Origin of the sequence: Mesorhizobium intechi, assembly GCF_002879535.1 — a bacterium.
Classification (GTDB): domain Bacteria; phylum Pseudomonadota; class Alphaproteobacteria; order Rhizobiales; family Rhizobiaceae; genus Mesorhizobium; species Mesorhizobium intechi.
Genome location: NZ_PNOT02000085.1, coordinates 1 through 15,070, shown reverse-complemented (window position 1 = coordinate 15,070; position 15,070 = coordinate 1). Strand labels below are relative to the sequence as shown.

The following is a 15,070-nucleotide window of genomic DNA, read 5'->3' as shown; positions in this document are numbered from 1 at the left end:
CCCGGCGGCTGAAGGATTGTGCTGGCCAGTTCGGGCTTGGGGGCATCGGCATTTCCTACGACATTGCAATCGCAGGCGCAGGTCCGGCGGGGCTGGCCGTGGCGCTGTATCTCAAGCGGGCGGGGCACAGGGTCACCATCTTCGAGCGCTTCGAAGAGCCGAAGCCCGTCGGCTCGGGGCTGATCCTGCAGCCGACCGGCTTGACCGTTCTGGCCGATCTCGGCCTGCTCGACGCCATACTGGCGCTCGGCGCCCGGATCGACCGTCTGCATGGCGCCGATGCCTCGAGCGGGCGGACCGTGCTCGACGTCCGCTACGACGCCCAGCGCGGCGGCCGTTTCGGCCTGGCCGTGCACCGTGCGGCGTTGTTCGGCGTGCTCTTTCGCGCCGCCCGGCACGAGGCCATCGCCATCGAGACCGGCGTCGAGATCGAGGCGGTGGAAGCTGGCGAACGGGCGAGGCTGATCGGAGGCAATGGGCCAAAGGCGGGGCCCTTCGATCTGGTCGTCGACGCCAGCGGTTCGCGCTCGAAACTGCGGCGGAGCGTGGCCAATGCGGGCGCGCCACGGTCACTCACCTATGGCGCGTTCTGGGCATCGCTCCGCTGGCGTGGCGAAGGCTTTGACGAGCACGCGCTGTCACAGCGCTACGACAAGGCCAGCGTGATGATCGGCGTGCTGCCGATCGGCCGGCCGGAGCCTGGCGCGGAGAAGATGGCGGCCTTCTTCTGGAGCCTGAAGCCCGACGATGTCGATGCGGTGCGTGCTGTCGGTATCGACGCCTGGAAGGAGAGGGTGGTGCGGCTGTGGCCGCAAAGCGAGGCGTTCACCAGTCAGATCGACAGTTTCGACCAGCTGTCGCTGGCCCGCTACGGCCATCACACGATGAAGGTTCCGGTTGGCCGCAGGCTTGCCGTCATCGGCGATGCGGCGCATTCGACCAGTCCGCAGCTTGGGCAAGGGGCCAATATGGCGCTGCTCGATGCCGCGGCGCTCAGCCACGCGCTGGCGCGCACGCAGAACATCGAAACAGCACTCGAAGCCTATGCCAAGGCGCGCCGCTGGCACGTGCGTCTGTTCCAGGCGCTGTCGCTGGCATTCACGCCGTTCTACCAGTCGGATTCGGTGGCACTGCCCTTCATCCGCGACAGGCTGGTGGCGACCGTCGCGAAAATTCCGCCGGCGCCGCAGTTTCTGGCGTCGATGGTCGCCGGCACGATGATCAACCCGTTCAGGCGGGCAGGATTGACGGAAGCGCGATGGCACTTCGCTCAAAATTCAGGTCATGATACGACCGCTTCATAGAGTTTTTCGCCATGCCGGTTCGCATGCACGCCATGTTCAGAACGCGAGAATCGCAACATCTGATGCGCGTTGTTGCATCTGTCATGGTGATGCTGGCGGTAGCGTTTCTCTCACCGCAGGCGCAAGCCCAGACGCCAGACCAAGCCAGCCAGCCGGCGGCGGCTGGCACTGAAGAGGCGCTGAAAGCCCGTATTGACACGGCCTATAAGCTGATGATGGTCGCCGGACGCTTCGATGAGGGTTATGCGCAATTGCGCGCAACGCTGCTCGATGCCGCCAGAAGCGACCTCTACGACTTCACCGTGGAGAGTTACTCGAACGCCGGCGCGACTTTCCTCAACAACCAGATCCTCGACTACGCCGAAGAGATTTTTGCCGAAGGCTTGAAGACCCAGGCGATGCAGCAGGATGTCGAAAAGCGCGGCGACTTTTATCTCAACTACGCAATGCTGAAGCAGGCCGAGAAGGACTATCAGGGCTTCGTTTCCATGTGCGCGACAGCCACCAATCTATACGCCCGCTATCACGGCAAGGAATCCCAGGAACTCCTGTTTGCCAACGATGTGTTGGCGACTGGGGTCGCCGCATTCGGCCAAATCGCGTCGGCGATCAACATCGAACAGGGTAATCTGAAGGTGGCAGAGCAGGTAGCCGGTACCGATGACCGTTTCATCTGGAAGCTGCAGAACAATTTGGCCGACATGCTGCGCCAGATGGGGGCTCCGACTCGTGCCTTGCAATACGATCTGGCCGTGCTGGAGAAGCGGATCGGCTACTACGGCTCGGATCACTTCAACGTTTTGGTCAGCGCCAACAACACCGCGCAGGACTATCTGGACCTTGGCAAATACGACGAGGCCTTGCGCTACTTCCAGCAGGATCGAGACATTGCCGTCGTTCTCAAGCAGGAAGGCAATCTGGTCGAACAGGCTGATGCGTGGCTGCTCTATACCAGGGCGATCTCTGGCGCGCAGCCGCTCGATCAGCCGACGCTGGCACGGCTGCAACAACTGACCACCGACCCGAACTATCCCGAAATACTGGCAATCAAGATCGCCAACCTGCTCGCCGCGCATTTCATTGCAATGGACGACAGGGAAAGCGGCATGGGCCAGCTTGAGCGCGCCCAAAATATCGCCGAAGCGACGTACGGGGTGGTCCACCCGCTGACCTTTGCCGCGCGGCAGGCCATCGCAAATCTCAAGGCGAAGACGAACCCGCAGAAGGCGGCTGCCGATTTCGCGGCTCTCGACGAAGACATGCTGCGTTGGAATTGGTTCCAGGTGAGCACCGCGGGCAATCCAATCGTGGCCGAGGCCAGCCGCGCCCTGGCCGACGACATGCTGTACGACTATGCCCGGCTCGCAAAAGGCAATGCATCGGTGGTGCCGGCGTTTGCCGAAGCCGTGCGCCGCTGGCCGACGCTTGAAAACGAAAAACGCGATCTGTTGCGCAGACTGTCCCGCCTGATCGATCCGAACGATGCGGAGACGCGGTATTCGATCCAGGCCGGGATCCGGCTGTCCCTGGCCTATCAGGAGGCTGCCTCCAGCGGTGACAGTTCCGACGATCCAGGGGCAGTGCAGCCGGAGCAGGTTGAAGCGGCATACCAGAAGGCCACGGCCAGAGTCATGGCCAGATACAGTTTCAGCCAGAGCGTGGTGGACAAGCCGCTGCCGTCGGCCGGCGCCCTGCTGAAGCCAAACGAGGCGCTGATCGACTACTTCATCACCCGCAAATGGCGGGCAGATCGGGAGAGTGCCGATCCGCTGGAAGACGAGCGCCTCTATGCGATCGTCACCCGCAAGGATCGGCAGCCGTCTCTCTATGATCTCGGCGATCCCCGCCGGCTCATCCCGGCCGCTCACGAAACACGCATGGCGAGCCTGAGGTCGACGCGCTCCGCGCAGGAACGGGGCGCCGTGACCTTGATCGATCTGAACGCCACATTCACCGGGCTTTATACCGGCCTGATCGCGCCGTTAGAGCCGTCGCTTGGCGGCGCCGATACGCTTTTCGTGGTGCCGGACGGGAAACTGTTTTCGGTGCCATTCCCCTTGCTGCAGGACGGCAGGGGGGCGTCGCTCGATGATCGTTTCGTCGTGCGTATGCTGACGCGGCCGGAATCGCTGTTGAATGCCGGCGTCGATCAGAGTCTTCCCAAGACGGGCAAAGCGTTGCTGGCCGGCGGGTTGGACTATGCGCGCGGCTCGGAGAAAGGGGCGGAGCCGCTGCCAGGTACACGCAAAGAGGTCGACGCGATCGCCTCGATCCTGGGCGCCGATCACTATTCGGTCGAGATGCTCACCGGAACGGCGGCCAGCGAGCGGATGTTGCGCAAGGGTATGGAGCAGGCAACGATTGCGCATCTGGCTACCCATGGCGCCTACCGTGATGAGAAGGAGGGCGGCGTGCGCGCCGTCAACGCGCTTTGGCAGAGCCAGGTCGTGCTGTCGCAGTCGGGAGACCGGCAGTCGATGAAACGTGATGACGATGACGGTCGGCTCTATGGCATGGAATTGATGAACTGGGATTTGTCGGGCCTCGACCTGCTTGTCCTGTCCGCCTGCGAGACGGCTCGCGGCCAGGAGACGTTCGTCGGCGGTTTGCGCGGCCTGCCGACGGCAATCGACATTGCCGGCGCTAAACGCTCGCTGCTGACGCTGTGGCCCGTGGACGACGCCGGAACCGCTGCTTTCATGGTCGGGTTCTACGGCCATCTTGCGGCGGGACAAACCTATCCGGAGGCGCTGCGCCAGGCCCGCCGCGATGCCCGCGACGGCAAGATATCAGGCGCCCAGGATCCGCGGGTCTGGGCCGCCTTTGTCATGTTCGAGAACTGAGGCCGCTCGAAGCTCATTCTTGCTCGCGATCCGTGCGTTCAAGCCGATCGTGCCAAAGCAAATGGTCCGGCTTGATCGCCGTGGCGGATGAGGCTGGACAGGAAGGATCCCTTCGCTTGCAGGAAAGCATGCAGACGCTGCGGATAATCCGGCGCTACGGCGTGCTTGATCGACGGACGATCATTCAACGCTTTCCGCCAGGCCTGGACGTGCGGCTTGCCGTCCAGGATGCTGAAATCGCCGATCCGGTCGAACGCGTCGAGATATCTGAAGACAGGGCCGTACACCGCATCGACCAGCGAAAAGCGGTGGCCGGCGAACCATGGCGCGCTCCGCAGGGCATCGCCCGCCAGTTCGGCCTCAAGGCGGTCAAACATCGCCGACAGCGCGCGGCACTCGGCAAGGAAACCGACCTCGGTCGGTGCCGAATAGAGCCGGCCGATGGCGTTGAGGATGGCGGAGCCATATTCGATCCAGGCACGGTGCCGGGCACGGGCGTAGGGGTCGGCCGGGTGGAGGGGCTTGGCCTGCGTCTCCTCGAGGAATTCGAGGATGACCGCGGATTCGAAGATTGTCGTTTCGTCGCCATTTTGCCGGACGCGCAACAGCGGCACCTTGCCGAGCGGCGAGATCGCCTTGAACCAGTCCGGCTTGTCGGCGAGGTCGATGTCGACGCGCTCGAACGGCACGCCTTTCTCGGTCAGCGAGATCGCCGCACGCTGGACATAGGGGCAGAGAGGGTGGCTCACGAGAACGAGCCTGTCGGTCATTTCACTCTCCCCAGACATAGTTCAACGCGCCGTTTTCGACGCGGGTCGACAGGAACATCAGACGGGAATTCCTGGGCGCCGGACCGTCGATGCGTTCGCCCGAAATCATGTCGAAGGCGGCGCCGTGCCATTGACAGACCAGCCTGCCATCCTTGCAGTCCAACGGTCCGCCGAAATGCAGACAGGCATTGGCGGCGGCGCGGATGCGTTCGCCGCTGCGCCAGACATGGACCTCGCGGCCGAAGAACGGGGCGATCAGGCTGCCTGTCTCGGGGACGTCGGCGACCTTGCAGATTTCGTGTTTCATCGGTTTGCCTTTCGATGTTAATGCAACTGCATCTATATAGATGTAGCTGCATCTATCGTCAAGCTTGATGCATCTGCATCTATCGCCTAGGATGGATCATGACCGAGAAAGCCACACCTTCGCCGGAAGCCATCACGGCCTGGGCCCGACTGATGCGCGTTTCGCGCGAGTTGGTGGAGAACGCCGAAGACAGGCTGAAGGAGAGCGGTCTGCCGCCGCTCGCCTGGTACGACGTGCTCCACGAGCTCGCCGAGGCGGGCGAGGGCGGGCTGCGGCCGTTTCAATTGATCGAGCGCACTTTGTTTGCGCAGTACAACATCTCGCGGCTGCTGGCCCGGCTAGAGGCCGACGGTCTGGTCGAGAAGCTGCCGGTGGCCGATGATGGTCGCGGCCAGACCATCCGTATCACGGCCAAGGGGCGCGAAACGCGTCGGCGAATGTGGGCCGTCTACGGACGGTCAATCGCCGAGCTGGTTGGCGGCAAACTTTCAGCGGATGAGCTGAAGATGATGTCGGCGCTGCTTGGCCGGCTGCGTGATGCGCCTGTCCTCGACTGATCCTGGCCGCAGTGCGGCGACGTCTCAATGACGGCGCTGGCGCCTCGCGGCCGTCGATCTTTTTCCACGCCGCCCCCTTGCGCACCGGACCGGATTGCGCAATATGGCGAACCGTAACGTACGGTACGGCTCGCCGGAATGACTTGGCTTGCCTGTCCGCGAAGGAAGAGCGTGTTGCACATCGTGCCTGACATCGACACCAGCGAGACGCTGACCGAGCGGCAGAAGGCCGTTCTGGATGCGGCGTTGCGGTTGTTGGTCGAGGAGGGCGATCAGCTGACAATGACGGCGGTGGCGCGGCGGGCCAGCTGTTCCAAGGAAACACTCTACAAATGGTTCGGCGACCGCGACGGGCTGTTGACGGCGACCGTGCAGTGGCAGGCCTCCAAGGTGCGCGTGGCTCCAGTCGACGCCAAGGGACTCGACCTTGCCTCGCTGACGGTGAGCCTAGAGCGTTTTGCTTCCGACTGGCTGAAGGTGATTTCCAGCGACACCTCCATCGCGCTCAACCGGGTGGCTGTCGGCCATGCCGGTTCTGGCAAGGACAACCTTGGCGCCGTCGTGTTGGAGAATGGCCGCTTCGCGTTGGCCAAGCGCCTGAAGCCGGTGCTCGAGGCCGGGCGCCAGGCCGGGCTTCTCGATTTCGCGGATGCCGAGACGGCATTCCGTAGCTTTTTCGGGCTGGTCGCCCGCGACGTGCAGATCCGTCTGCTGCTCGGCGACCGGCTGGAATTGACTGAGGCGACGATCGGCGGCGATGCCGTGCGGGCGACGCAGCAGTTTCTCGCTCTTTTCGGAGCAAAAACCGGGCCGCAGGGCCTCTGATCTTACAAAACGGGAAGGAACTAAAAATGCGCGTCTATTACGATCGTGATGCCGATCTCAACCTGATCAAGGGCAAGAAGGTCGCCATCATCGGATACGGCAGCCAGGGCAGGGCGCATGCGCTAAACCTCAAGGATTCCGGCGCCAAGGAAATCGCCATCGGCCTCAAGGCCGGCTCAGCGACCGCCAAGAAGGTCGAGGCCGACGGGCTCAAGGTGATGAGCGTCGCCGACGTCGCCAAATGGGCCGACCTGATGATGATGGCCACGCCCGACGAGCTGCAAGCCGACATCTACAAGAACGAGATCGCGCCGAACATCCGCGACGGCGCGGCGATCGCCTTCGCGCACGGCCTCAACGTGCATTTCGGCCTGATCGAGCCGAAGTCGACCGTCGACGTCGTCATGATCGCGCCCAAGGGCCCGGGCCACACGGTGCGTGGCGAATACCAGAAGGGCGGCGGCGTGCCGTGCCTGGTCGCCGTCAACCAGGATGCCTCGGGCAATGCTCTTGACCTGGCACTGTCCTACGCCTGCGGCGTCGGCGGCGGTCGTTCGGGCATCATCGAGACCAATTTCCGCGAGGAATGCGAGACCGATCTGTTCGGCGAGCAGGTCGTGCTGTGCGGCGGCTTGGTCGAACTGATCCGCGCCGGCTTCGAGACGCTGGTGGAAGCCGGCTACGCGCCCGAAATGGCCTATTTCGAGTGCCTGCACGAGGTCAAGCTGATCGTCGACCTGATCTATGAAGGCGGCATCGCCAACATGAACTACTCGATCTCGAACACCGCCGAATGGGGCGAGTATGTCTCCGGCCCGCGCATCATCACCGCCGAGACCAAGGCCGAGATGAAGCGCGTGCTGAAGGACATCCAGACCGGCAAATTCACCTCGGAATGGATGCAGGAATACCGCGCCGGCCTGTCGCGCTTCAAGGGCATTCGCCGCATGAACGACAGCCACCAGATCGAGGAAGTCGGCGCCAAGCTGCGCGCGATGATGCCGTGGATTTCGAAGAACAAGCTGGTCGACAAGGCCAAGAACTGAGCGGAATCCGTTCTTCCTGATCAAAACAAAAACGGCGCCGCGAGGCGCCGTTTTCGTTTCAACTTGTTCGGTCCGGCCTACGGCTCAGCTATAGGGCGACCAGCATTGCTGGCGCGGGCCGCCATAAGGCTGGAACGTGTTGTCCCAGGCGCGGTAAGACCGGTAGCGGTTATAGCACCAGCGGACATGGGCGTTGGAAAGCCGCCCGGCTCGGTAATAGCGGCGCGGTGCCGGCGCATAGTAGTCGTAGTTGTTGTAGTTGTTGTACATGCTGCCCAGGCCGAGCCCTAGGCCAAGACCAAGGATCGCGGCGCCCGCACCGTCATCATAGTAGCGGCGATGGTGATGACGACGCCAACGCCAGTCATCGCCGCGGTTCCAGTTTCCGCCGTCCCAGTTGTTGCGGTTCCACTGCCGACCGCCGTTCCAGTGGCCTGACCGGCGCCATCTCCAGTCGTCGTTGTAGGCCGGGCGGTTATTGCCGCCGGCCCATCCATCGCGCACCGGCGTCACCGCCGGTGCCGCCGTGCTTGTGGGAAGCGCCAGATCCGGTTGCATGATCGGTCCGGCGGCCGATGGCGCCGTGATGCCCGATATGATCCCCAGGGCGACGAGCCCCGATTTGACCGTGGATGAAAAGAGCGAATTCATAACACTCTCCAAGAGCTGAAGGCCCCACGCCTACCCTGGAATGGGTCCACTGTGGATCTCTGCGTCTGAACGGCGGATGAACGGAAAGGTTCCGTCAACCATGGCGCGAATGCCGTCAGGTCCAATCGATCTTGGCTTGTGGTCTTGCGATCTTGTGTTCCGGCGCTCTTGCGGGCAAAGGTCAAGGCATGTCGCTGCGCCTTGCCACCTTCAATGTCGAGAACCTGATGAACAGGTTCGACTTTTCCGGCTATCGCAACCAGCTCAACGAGGATCGGACGCTGGCGCTGTTCGATATACAGAGCGAAGCCGAATACAAGTTGTTGGAGCAGGCCCGTGCCATCGCGCAGTCCGACGACACGCGCCAGCTGACGGCGCTGGCGATCGCCGCCACCCGGGCCGACATCATCTGCATGCAGGAGGTCGACAATATCGAGGCGCTGGAAGCCTTCGAATACGGCTATCTGTTCAAGATGGTGGGGCAGGGCTACCGGCAGAAATACACCACCTCAGGCAACGACTCGCGCGGCATCGATGTCGCCGTGATGATGCGCAACGAGACCGCGCAGGGCCAGCCGATCGAATTCGTGCGCATGACCAGCCATGCCTATGTCACCTACGAGCAGTTCGGGCTGCACACCCCGGAACTGGCGGCCCTCGGCAGCCAGGCCAATGAACGCATCTTCCGGCGCGACTGCCTGGAAGTCGACATCACCGTCGGCGGCGTGCCGCTGACGCTCTATCTCGTGCATTTCAAGTCGATGGGCTCGCCGCGCAACGGGCTCGACGGGCGCGAGGCGACGATGCCGGTGCGCATCGCCGAGGCGAAAGCCGTGCGCCGGATCATCGAGGAGCGCTTCGGTGCGGATCATGCCGCCGACAAGCACTGGGCGATCTGTGGCGACATGAACGATTACCGCCAGCGCGTGAAGATCGCCGGCGATGATGTCGACGGCTACCATTTCGAGGTGATCGACGAGGCGCAATCCTGCATCGACGTGCTGACCGCCGGCGGCTTCTGTGAGAACGTCATCGAGCGTCGTCCGGAAATGAACCGCTGGACTTTCTATCACACGCGCGGACCCGACGAGCGGCATCTCTGCCAGCTCGACTATATCCTGCTGTCCAGGGGGCTGGCGGCGAAGAACGCCACCGCTGTTCCAGACATCATCCGCAATGGCCAGCCGTGGCGCACGATCTTTCCGGCTGGCCAGGAAGTCGAGCGCTTTCCGCGCGCCGGCTGGGACCGGCCGAAGGCGTCGGACCATTGTCCGGTGGCTATCACGCTGGACATGGCTCGATAGGCGGCATTGGGGCTACACGCATGAGTTTCGATCTTCCGCGCAACGTCATCCTGCCCGTCGATACCGTCGACGTCCGGCTCGATCCGGGCCCGCATCCCTTCGCCAGGGATAATGCCGAGGCGATCGCCGAGAACTGGCGGCGCGAGATAACGGCCAATCCGGCGCTGTTCGACGGCACGGTGGTGCTGCTGTCGCAGCTTGCCTGGCGTGACAATAGCCTGATCGGCCGCTGCCATGCGGTCAACTACGCCACCTTCATGCTCTGGCGGAAGCGGCGCGAGAATTCCGGAGCCGAGCATGCCTATGCCCATGCCATGCTGGTGGCCGGCGACAACGCGCTGGTCGCGATCCGCATGGGACGTCACACGGTCAATGCCGGCCGCGTCTATTTCGCCGCCGGTTCGTTCGAGCCGGCCGATTTCCGCGATGGGCTGGTGGATGTCGACTTCAACATGATCCGCGAGGTGCGCGAGGAGACCGGCCTCGACCTGTCGGCTGCTGAACGCGGCGAGCGCTACCACGCCCTGTCCACGAACAGCGGCACGGTGATCTTCCGCCGTTATCACGAGCCGGCGCCGGCTGATGAGATCGCGCGGCGAATCTCAGCCTTCGTCGCCGGCGAAGCGGATCCGGAGATCGAAGGGCCGGTGGTCATACGCCATGCCGGCGACCTGCCGGACGGGCTGACATCGTATATGAAGCCGCTGATCGAGTGGCACTTTTCCGGCGTGGCTTAACGGCGCGTCTTCTCCTGCGCCGCCTTGCGATCGTTGCGGGCCGCGACCAGGAACAAGATCAAGCCGATGCCCAGCAACCCTCCCATGGCCATTCCCATGGTCTGGCCGACGACTGCCTGGAAATCCGACGTGACGCGATTGGGATTGGCCATGCCGAAGCGGGCGAGATACCACCAGATGCCTGCCAGGGCGGCCTCGATGATCACCATCGTCGGGACAAGTCGCGCCTTCCTGCTCATGTGTCGTTCCTCAACCGGAGATGTCTTGCCCTAGCATCGTCGACCGGCGGGCGACAGTGCTGCCGGTGCAGGCAGGCATCCGAGGTTGCGAACAGCCGTTGATCGTGGCGGACCGGGCCGGCTTTCTATTCGTGCCTCAGCGCGTCGATCGGGTCGAGCCTGGCGCCACGCAGGGCCGGGAAGAAGCCGAACACCATGCCGATGAGCGCCGAGAAACCGACGGCGAGCAGAATGACGGCCGGGCTCGGCGCGAAGGGTATTGTCAGCGTCACCGCTGCCAGGCCGGCGAGCGCCAGGCCGATCAGGATCCCAATGATGCCGCCGAGCAGCGACAGCACCGTCGCCTCGACCAGGAATTGAATCAAGATGTGCTTTTCATGCGCACCGATGGCGAGCCTGATGCCGATCTCGCGCGTGCGCTCGGTGACCGAGACCAGCATGATGTTCATGATGCCGATGCCGCCGACCAGAAGGCTGACGCCGGCGACCGCCCCCAGCATGCCGGTCATGGTGGTGGTGGCGCTGGCCATGGCGTCGGCGATCTGGGTCATGTCGCGGATGCCAAAATCGCTCTCTCGATCCGGCGTGATGCGGCGCGCATCGCGCAAAATGTCCTCGACGCGCGGCTGGAGCTCGCCGGTAGGCGTGCGGTCGTCCGCGGCGATGTAGATGTTGTCGATGTCACGATTGCCGGCGATGCGGCGCTGATAGGCGTGCAGCGGCATCAACACGACATTGTCCTGGTCCTGGCCGAAGCCGGTGTAGCCCTTGGGTTCGAGCAGGCCGATGATCTTGCAGGAGGTGCGGTTGACGCGGATGATTTCGCCTTCTGGATCGCCCGCGCCGAAGAATTGTTGGCGCACCGTTTCGCCGATCAGGCACACGCCGGTGCCCGAGCGGGTTTCGGAATCGCTGAACGGACGGCCCGAAACCAGCTTCCAGTCGCGCGCATCGAGATAGGCGCTGTCGGTGCCGGTGACGCCCGAGGTCAGGCTCTCGGTGCCGAAGATGACGCGGACCTGCTTTTGCGAGGCCGGCGAAATGGCGCGCGCGCCGGTCAGGTGCGCGACCAGCGCCGCAAGGTCCTTCTCGGCCAGCGGCCGCACCACCTGGTCGAGCCCGCCCGGGCCGCCGGGACCTGCCGGCCGTCCGGCACGAACAACCAGAAGATTGCTGCCCAGCTTGGAGATGTCGGCCTTGACCTTCTGCGTCGTGCCGGAGCCGATGGTCAGCATGGCGATGACGGCGGCGACGCCGATGACGATGCCGAGCAGCGTCAGGAACGAGCGCAGCACGTTGCGGCGGATCGAGCGAAGCGAGAGGCGGACGGTTTCCCAGATCATGATATAGGGCCTAACCCATCCCGAAAGAGCCGGGATGGGGCTCTATCTTCCTGAGTGGCCGTGATCCTGACCGAACACCGGATTCCACTTTCCGGGATCATGGCTAAGCCGTCTCCAGATTCGCGGTGTCGGAGGCGACGTGGCCGTCGAGGAAGCGGATGGTGCGCTCGGCATAGTCGGCGACGTCCGCCTCGTGGGTGACCATGGTGACGGTCAGGCCGAGCTCCCTGTTGAGCTTCGTCAGCAACTCCATGATCTCATGCGTGCGGGCGGTGTCGAGATTGCCGGTCGGCTCGTCAGCGACGAGCAGCGTCGGCCGCGTGACGATGGCGCGGGCGATCGCCACGCGCTGCTGCTGGCCGCCGGAGAGTTCGGCCGGCGTGTGATGCTCGCGGCCGACCAAGCCGACCTGGGCGAGCGCCTGCATGGCAAGGTCGCGGCGCTCTCGGCTAGCCACGCCGCGATAGATCAGCGGCAGTTCGACATTTTCGGCCGCCGTGGTGCGCGCCAGGAGATTGTAGCCCTGGAAGACAAAGCCGACATAAAGGTTGCGCAGCATGGCGCGACGGTTGCGGTCGAGCCGGCCGGCGTCGACGCCCATGAAGGAGTAGGTGCCGGCCGTCGGCGTGTCGAGGCAGCCGATGATGTTCATCGCCGTCGATTTGCCCGAGCCGGACGGGCCCATGATGGCGACGAATTCGCCGCGCCGGATGGCGAGGTCGACGCCGGCCAGCGCGTGAACCCGGGCCTCGCCCTGGCCATAGCTCTTCCAGACCTTGTCGAAGGTGATCAGGGGCGCGCCCATGGCCTCAGCTCCGCAGTTGCGAGGCGGTGATGACCTGCGCGCCTTCCTCCAGGCCGGACGTGATCTCGGTCAGCTCCCCATCGGTCGAGCCGACCTTGACGTTGACCGCATGCGGCCGGCCGTTCTCCAGCACATAGAGTGTGCGCGAACCGTCGGTAGGGGCGGTTGCAGCCTGGCGCTGACGATTGCCGCCCGGACGGCCCATGCGGCCGGTGAACAGGTCGCTGAAGCTCCATGCGCGGGCTGCCTGCTGCGTCGGGCGATAGCGGAAGGCGCTGGCGGGCACGGTAAGCACATCCTTGGCCTGTCTTGTGACGACCGAAACCGTTGCGGTCATGCCGGGGCGCAGCAACAACTCGGTGTTGTCGACCTCGAGCCGCGCATTGTAGGTGACGACGCCGTCCGTCGTGACCGAGGCATAGGAGATGTCGCGGATCTCGGCGTCGAATGGCCGGTCCGGGAAGGCGTCGACGGTGAAGCGGGCATGCTGGCCTGGTTTGACGGCGCCGATGTCGGCCTCGTCGACCGCCGCCACCAGCTCCATGTTCCGCAGATCGGCGGCGATGATGAACAGCACCGGCGCCTGCAGCGAGGAGGCGACCGTCTGGCCGGGATCGACCGAGCGCGTCAGCACGATGCCGTCGATCGGCGCATAGATGGTGCTGTTGGCAAGGTCGGTCTGCTGCGATTTCAGATCGGCATTGGCGATGGCGAGATTGGCCTGAGCGCTATCAAGCGCAGCCTTCGAGCGGTCGCGCGTCGCCGTTGCCGCCTCCAGCGACTGGTCGGTCGCCATGCCGCGCTTGGTCAAGGCGGCCGCGCGCACCAGCGCGCTCTCGTTCTCGGCGAGCGTCACCGTGGCATCCTCGACATTGGCGGCCGCGCCCTTGGCGGAAGCCTCGGCGCGCTCGATCTGCACCTGCAGCTTGGTGGTGTCGAGGGCCGCCAGCACGTCGCCCTTCTTCACCTGCTGATTCTCATTCACCGAGACCGAGCGGATGATGCCGGAGAGCTGGCTGGAAATATCGACCTGGGTGAGCGGCTGCAGCGTGCCTGTCGCCGAGACCTGGACGGTAAGGTCGGCCTTGGCGGCGGGCACCGTGGTGTAATCGACCCTCGCGGGCGTGCCCGCATACCACTGATAGAGGCCAAGACCTGCGGCGAGCACGATCAGGGTCAGCAACGCATAGAGCCAGCCACGCCGGCGCGTCCTGCTCCGCCCCTTCTTATCGAGCCCGAGCGCCGTCTCGATGGCGGAATCCGATTCCGTCTTTGGCGGATTGACAATCTGGTCCACGTCGGACCCCTATGATGCGTAGTGTCCCTATCTGTGCACAGATCAGGGTTACCGGTTCAAATATCAAATTAAATTTTGCCCATGTTGGGATTGAGGCAGGAATGCAAACCCGGAATTACTTGCTTTACGATGTGTTTACGACCGAGCGACTGGCCGGCAACCCGCTGGCCGTGGTGTTGGATTGCAAAGGTCTGGATACGGCAGGGATGCAGGCCATCGCGCGCGAATTCAACCTGTCCGAGACGGTCTTCGTGCTGCCGCCGGACAACCCCAAGCACAAAAACCGCATCCGCATCTTCACGCCGGATTATGAAATGCCGTTCGCCGGCCACCCGACGGTGGGTTCGGCAATCGCGCTTGCCGAAATGGCCGGCGAGGGCGGAGCCGGCATCTTCGTCCTGGAGGAAAACATCGGCCCGGTGCGCTGCGCCGTCAGCACGCATGATGGCGCTACCTTCGCCGAGTTCGACCTGGCGAAATTGCCGGAACCGTTGAAGCTCGAGGCCGATCCGCAGGCGATCGGTGCCGCCCTCGGCCTGGCGCCGCATGAGATCGGCTTCGAGAATCACCGCGTCGCCTTCTGGTCGGCGGGCGTGCCCTATGTGACCATTCCGGTCGCCAATCTCGAAGTCGCGAGCCGCATCCGGCTGGACAACCAGGTCTGGTCGGAACTGGCGCCGCGCAAGAGCGAGTGGGCCTTCGCCAGCCCCTACGTCTATTGCCGTGAGACTGTGAACCATGAAAGCGCCTTCCATGTGCGCATGATCGTGCCGGGCACGCCTTCCTACGAAGATCCGGCGACCGGTTCGGCAGCGGCGGCCTTTGCCGGCGCCATCATGGATTTCGATGCTCCGACGGATGGCATTTCGCAGCTGTGGATCGAGCAGGGGCTGGAGATGGGCCGGCCGTCGCGCATCCGCCTGGAGCTGACAGTGCAGGGCGGAAAACTGGCCTCGGCGCGCATTGGCGGCCATGCGGTCAAGGTGGCGGAAGGGAAGCTTTTCGTCTGATCGCGGGAAGGGTTTGTCGATTTGTCGGGAAA

At 63.9% G+C, this 15,070-nt stretch carries 15 protein-coding genes; 8 read left to right on the top strand and 7 right to left on the bottom strand.

The genetic code is table 11. The features are described from left to right. The first annotated feature begins 44 nt into the window (after positions 1-44). Both C1D09_RS08090 and C1D09_RS08085 read left to right on the top strand, forming a co-directional pair. The gene (locus C1D09_RS08090) at positions 45-1,304 is read left to right on the top strand and encodes an FAD-dependent oxidoreductase (protein WP_167514524.1); all 1,260 of its coding nucleotides are present in this window, start codon (positions 45-47) and stop codon (positions 1,302-1,304) included. A gap of 62 nt (positions 1,305-1,366) precedes the next feature. Beyond that, a complete protein-coding gene (locus C1D09_RS08085) occupies positions 1,367-4,147 on the top strand; it encodes a CHAT domain-containing protein (protein WP_167514521.1) in 2,781 nt (926 codons plus the stop codon). Positions 4,148-4,185: 38 nt separating this feature from the next. Here C1D09_RS08085 and C1D09_RS08080 read toward each other — a convergent pair whose 3' ends face one another. Both C1D09_RS08080 and C1D09_RS08075 read right to left on the bottom strand, forming a co-directional pair. Then, positions 4,186-4,917 (bottom strand): glutathione S-transferase family protein, encoded by a 732-nt coding sequence (locus tag C1D09_RS08080; protein ID WP_167514520.1) that lies wholly within the window; start codon positions 4,915-4,917, stop codon positions 4,186-4,188. Between the two features lies 1 nt (position 4,918). Next, positions 4,919-5,224, bottom strand: coding sequence for a Rieske (2Fe-2S) protein (locus tag C1D09_RS08075; protein WP_143973780.1), 306 nt, complete (start codon positions 5,222-5,224; stop codon positions 4,919-4,921). Positions 5,225-5,322: 98 nt separating this feature from the next. Between C1D09_RS08075 and C1D09_RS08070 the strand changes: the two genes are divergently transcribed. The 3 genes from C1D09_RS08070 to ilvC all read left to right on the top strand — a co-directional run bounded on the left by C1D09_RS08070 (position 5,323) and on the right by ilvC (position 7,652). Beyond that, on the top strand, positions 5,323-5,781 hold the full coding sequence (locus tag C1D09_RS08070; RefSeq protein ID WP_143973779.1) for a MarR family winged helix-turn-helix transcriptional regulator: 459 nt from the start codon (positions 5,323-5,325) through the stop codon (positions 5,779-5,781). Between the two features lie 171 nt (positions 5,782-5,952). Then, positions 5,953-6,606: a TetR/AcrR family transcriptional regulator gene (locus tag C1D09_RS08065; RefSeq protein WP_143973778.1), complete on the top strand. Its 654-nt coding sequence runs from the start codon at positions 5,953-5,955 to the stop codon at positions 6,604-6,606. Between the two features lie 26 nt (positions 6,607-6,632). Further along, the gene (gene ilvC, locus C1D09_RS08060) at positions 6,633-7,652 is read left to right on the top strand and encodes a ketol-acid reductoisomerase (protein ID WP_143973777.1); all 1,020 of its coding nucleotides are present in this window, start codon (positions 6,633-6,635) and stop codon (positions 7,650-7,652) included. An 84-nt stretch (positions 7,653-7,736) separates the two neighbouring features. On the opposite strand, the gene C1D09_RS08055 is transcribed toward ilvC, so the two are convergent. Next, positions 7,737-8,303 (bottom strand): BA14K family protein, encoded by a 567-nt coding sequence (locus tag C1D09_RS08055; protein WP_143973776.1) that lies wholly within the window; start codon positions 8,301-8,303, stop codon positions 7,737-7,739. 188 nt (positions 8,304-8,491) lie between these two features. Here C1D09_RS08055 and C1D09_RS08050 point away from each other — a divergent pair, with 188 nt between their 5' ends. After that, positions 8,492-9,607 carry an endonuclease/exonuclease/phosphatase family protein gene (locus C1D09_RS08050; protein ID WP_143973775.1) on the top strand — a complete coding sequence of 372 codons (1,116 nt, stop codon included), beginning with the start codon at positions 8,492-8,494 and terminating at the stop codon, positions 9,605-9,607. A 20-nt stretch (positions 9,608-9,627) separates the two neighbouring features. Continuing rightward, positions 9,628-10,344 carry a hypothetical protein gene (locus tag C1D09_RS08045; protein ID WP_143973774.1) on the top strand — a complete coding sequence of 239 codons (717 nt, stop codon included), beginning with the start codon at positions 9,628-9,630 and terminating at the stop codon, positions 10,342-10,344. Here the strand turns inward: C1D09_RS08045 and C1D09_RS08040 are convergent. From C1D09_RS08040 to C1D09_RS08025, 4 genes are all read right to left on the bottom strand, one after another. Then, complete coding sequence (locus tag C1D09_RS08040) at positions 10,341-10,583, bottom strand: hypothetical protein (protein WP_143973773.1); 243 nt, start codon at positions 10,581-10,583, stop codon at positions 10,341-10,343. The genes C1D09_RS08045 and C1D09_RS08040 overlap by 4 nt on opposite strands. A gap of 125 nt (positions 10,584-10,708) precedes the next feature. Continuing rightward, entirely contained in the window at positions 10,709-11,926 is a 1,218-nt protein-coding gene (locus C1D09_RS08035) for an ABC transporter permease (RefSeq protein WP_143973772.1), read from the bottom strand. Positions 11,927-12,029: 103 nt separating this feature from the next. Then, a complete protein-coding gene (locus C1D09_RS08030; protein WP_143973771.1) occupies positions 12,030-12,731 on the bottom strand; it encodes an ABC transporter ATP-binding protein in 702 nt (233 codons plus the stop codon). Positions 12,732-12,735: 4 nt separating this feature from the next. Next, a complete protein-coding gene (locus C1D09_RS08025) occupies positions 12,736-14,028 on the bottom strand; it encodes an efflux RND transporter periplasmic adaptor subunit (RefSeq protein WP_143973770.1) in 1,293 nt (430 codons plus the stop codon). 101 nt (positions 14,029-14,129) lie between these two features. Between C1D09_RS08025 and C1D09_RS08020 the strand changes: the two genes are divergently transcribed. Continuing rightward, positions 14,130-15,038: a PhzF family phenazine biosynthesis protein gene (locus tag C1D09_RS08020; protein ID WP_143973769.1), complete on the top strand. Its 909-nt coding sequence runs from the start codon at positions 14,130-14,132 to the stop codon at positions 15,036-15,038. Positions 15,039-15,070 lie beyond the last annotated feature (32 nt).

What these genes read in the sequence shown, in the direction of transcription:
- C1D09_RS08085 (WP_167514521.1), top strand. Translation starts at nt 1,367, where the DNA reads ATGCGCGTTGTTGCATCTGTCATGGTGATGCTGGCGGTAGCGTTTCTC.
- C1D09_RS08080 (WP_167514520.1), bottom strand. Translation starts at nt 4,917, where the DNA reads ATGACCGACAGGCTCGTTCTCGTGAGCCACCCTCTCTGCCCCTATGTC.
- C1D09_RS08075 (WP_143973780.1), bottom strand. Translation starts at nt 5,224, where the DNA reads ATGAAACACGAAATCTGCAAGGTCGCCGACGTCCCCGAGACAGGCAGC.
- C1D09_RS08070 (WP_143973779.1), top strand. Translation starts at nt 5,323, where the DNA reads ATGACCGAGAAAGCCACACCTTCGCCGGAAGCCATCACGGCCTGGGCC.
- ilvC (WP_143973777.1), top strand. Translation starts at nt 6,633, where the DNA reads ATGCGCGTCTATTACGATCGTGATGCCGATCTCAACCTGATCAAGGGC.
- C1D09_RS08055 (WP_143973776.1), bottom strand. Translation starts at nt 8,303, where the DNA reads ATGAATTCGCTCTTTTCATCCACGGTCAAATCGGGGCTCGTCGCCCTG.
- C1D09_RS08050 (WP_143973775.1), top strand. Translation starts at nt 8,492, where the DNA reads ATGTCGCTGCGCCTTGCCACCTTCAATGTCGAGAACCTGATGAACAGG.
- C1D09_RS08045 (WP_143973774.1), top strand. Translation starts at nt 9,628, where the DNA reads ATGAGTTTCGATCTTCCGCGCAACGTCATCCTGCCCGTCGATACCGTC.
- C1D09_RS08040 (WP_143973773.1), bottom strand. Translation starts at nt 10,583, where the DNA reads ATGAGCAGGAAGGCGCGACTTGTCCCGACGATGGTGATCATCGAGGCC.
- C1D09_RS08035 (WP_143973772.1), bottom strand. Translation starts at nt 11,926, where the DNA reads ATGATCTGGGAAACCGTCCGCCTCTCGCTTCGCTCGATCCGCCGCAAC.
- C1D09_RS08030 (WP_143973771.1), bottom strand. Translation starts at nt 12,731, where the DNA reads ATGGGCGCGCCCCTGATCACCTTCGACAAGGTCTGGAAGAGCTATGGC.
- C1D09_RS08020 (WP_143973769.1), top strand. Translation starts at nt 14,130, where the DNA reads ATGCAAACCCGGAATTACTTGCTTTACGATGTGTTTACGACCGAGCGA.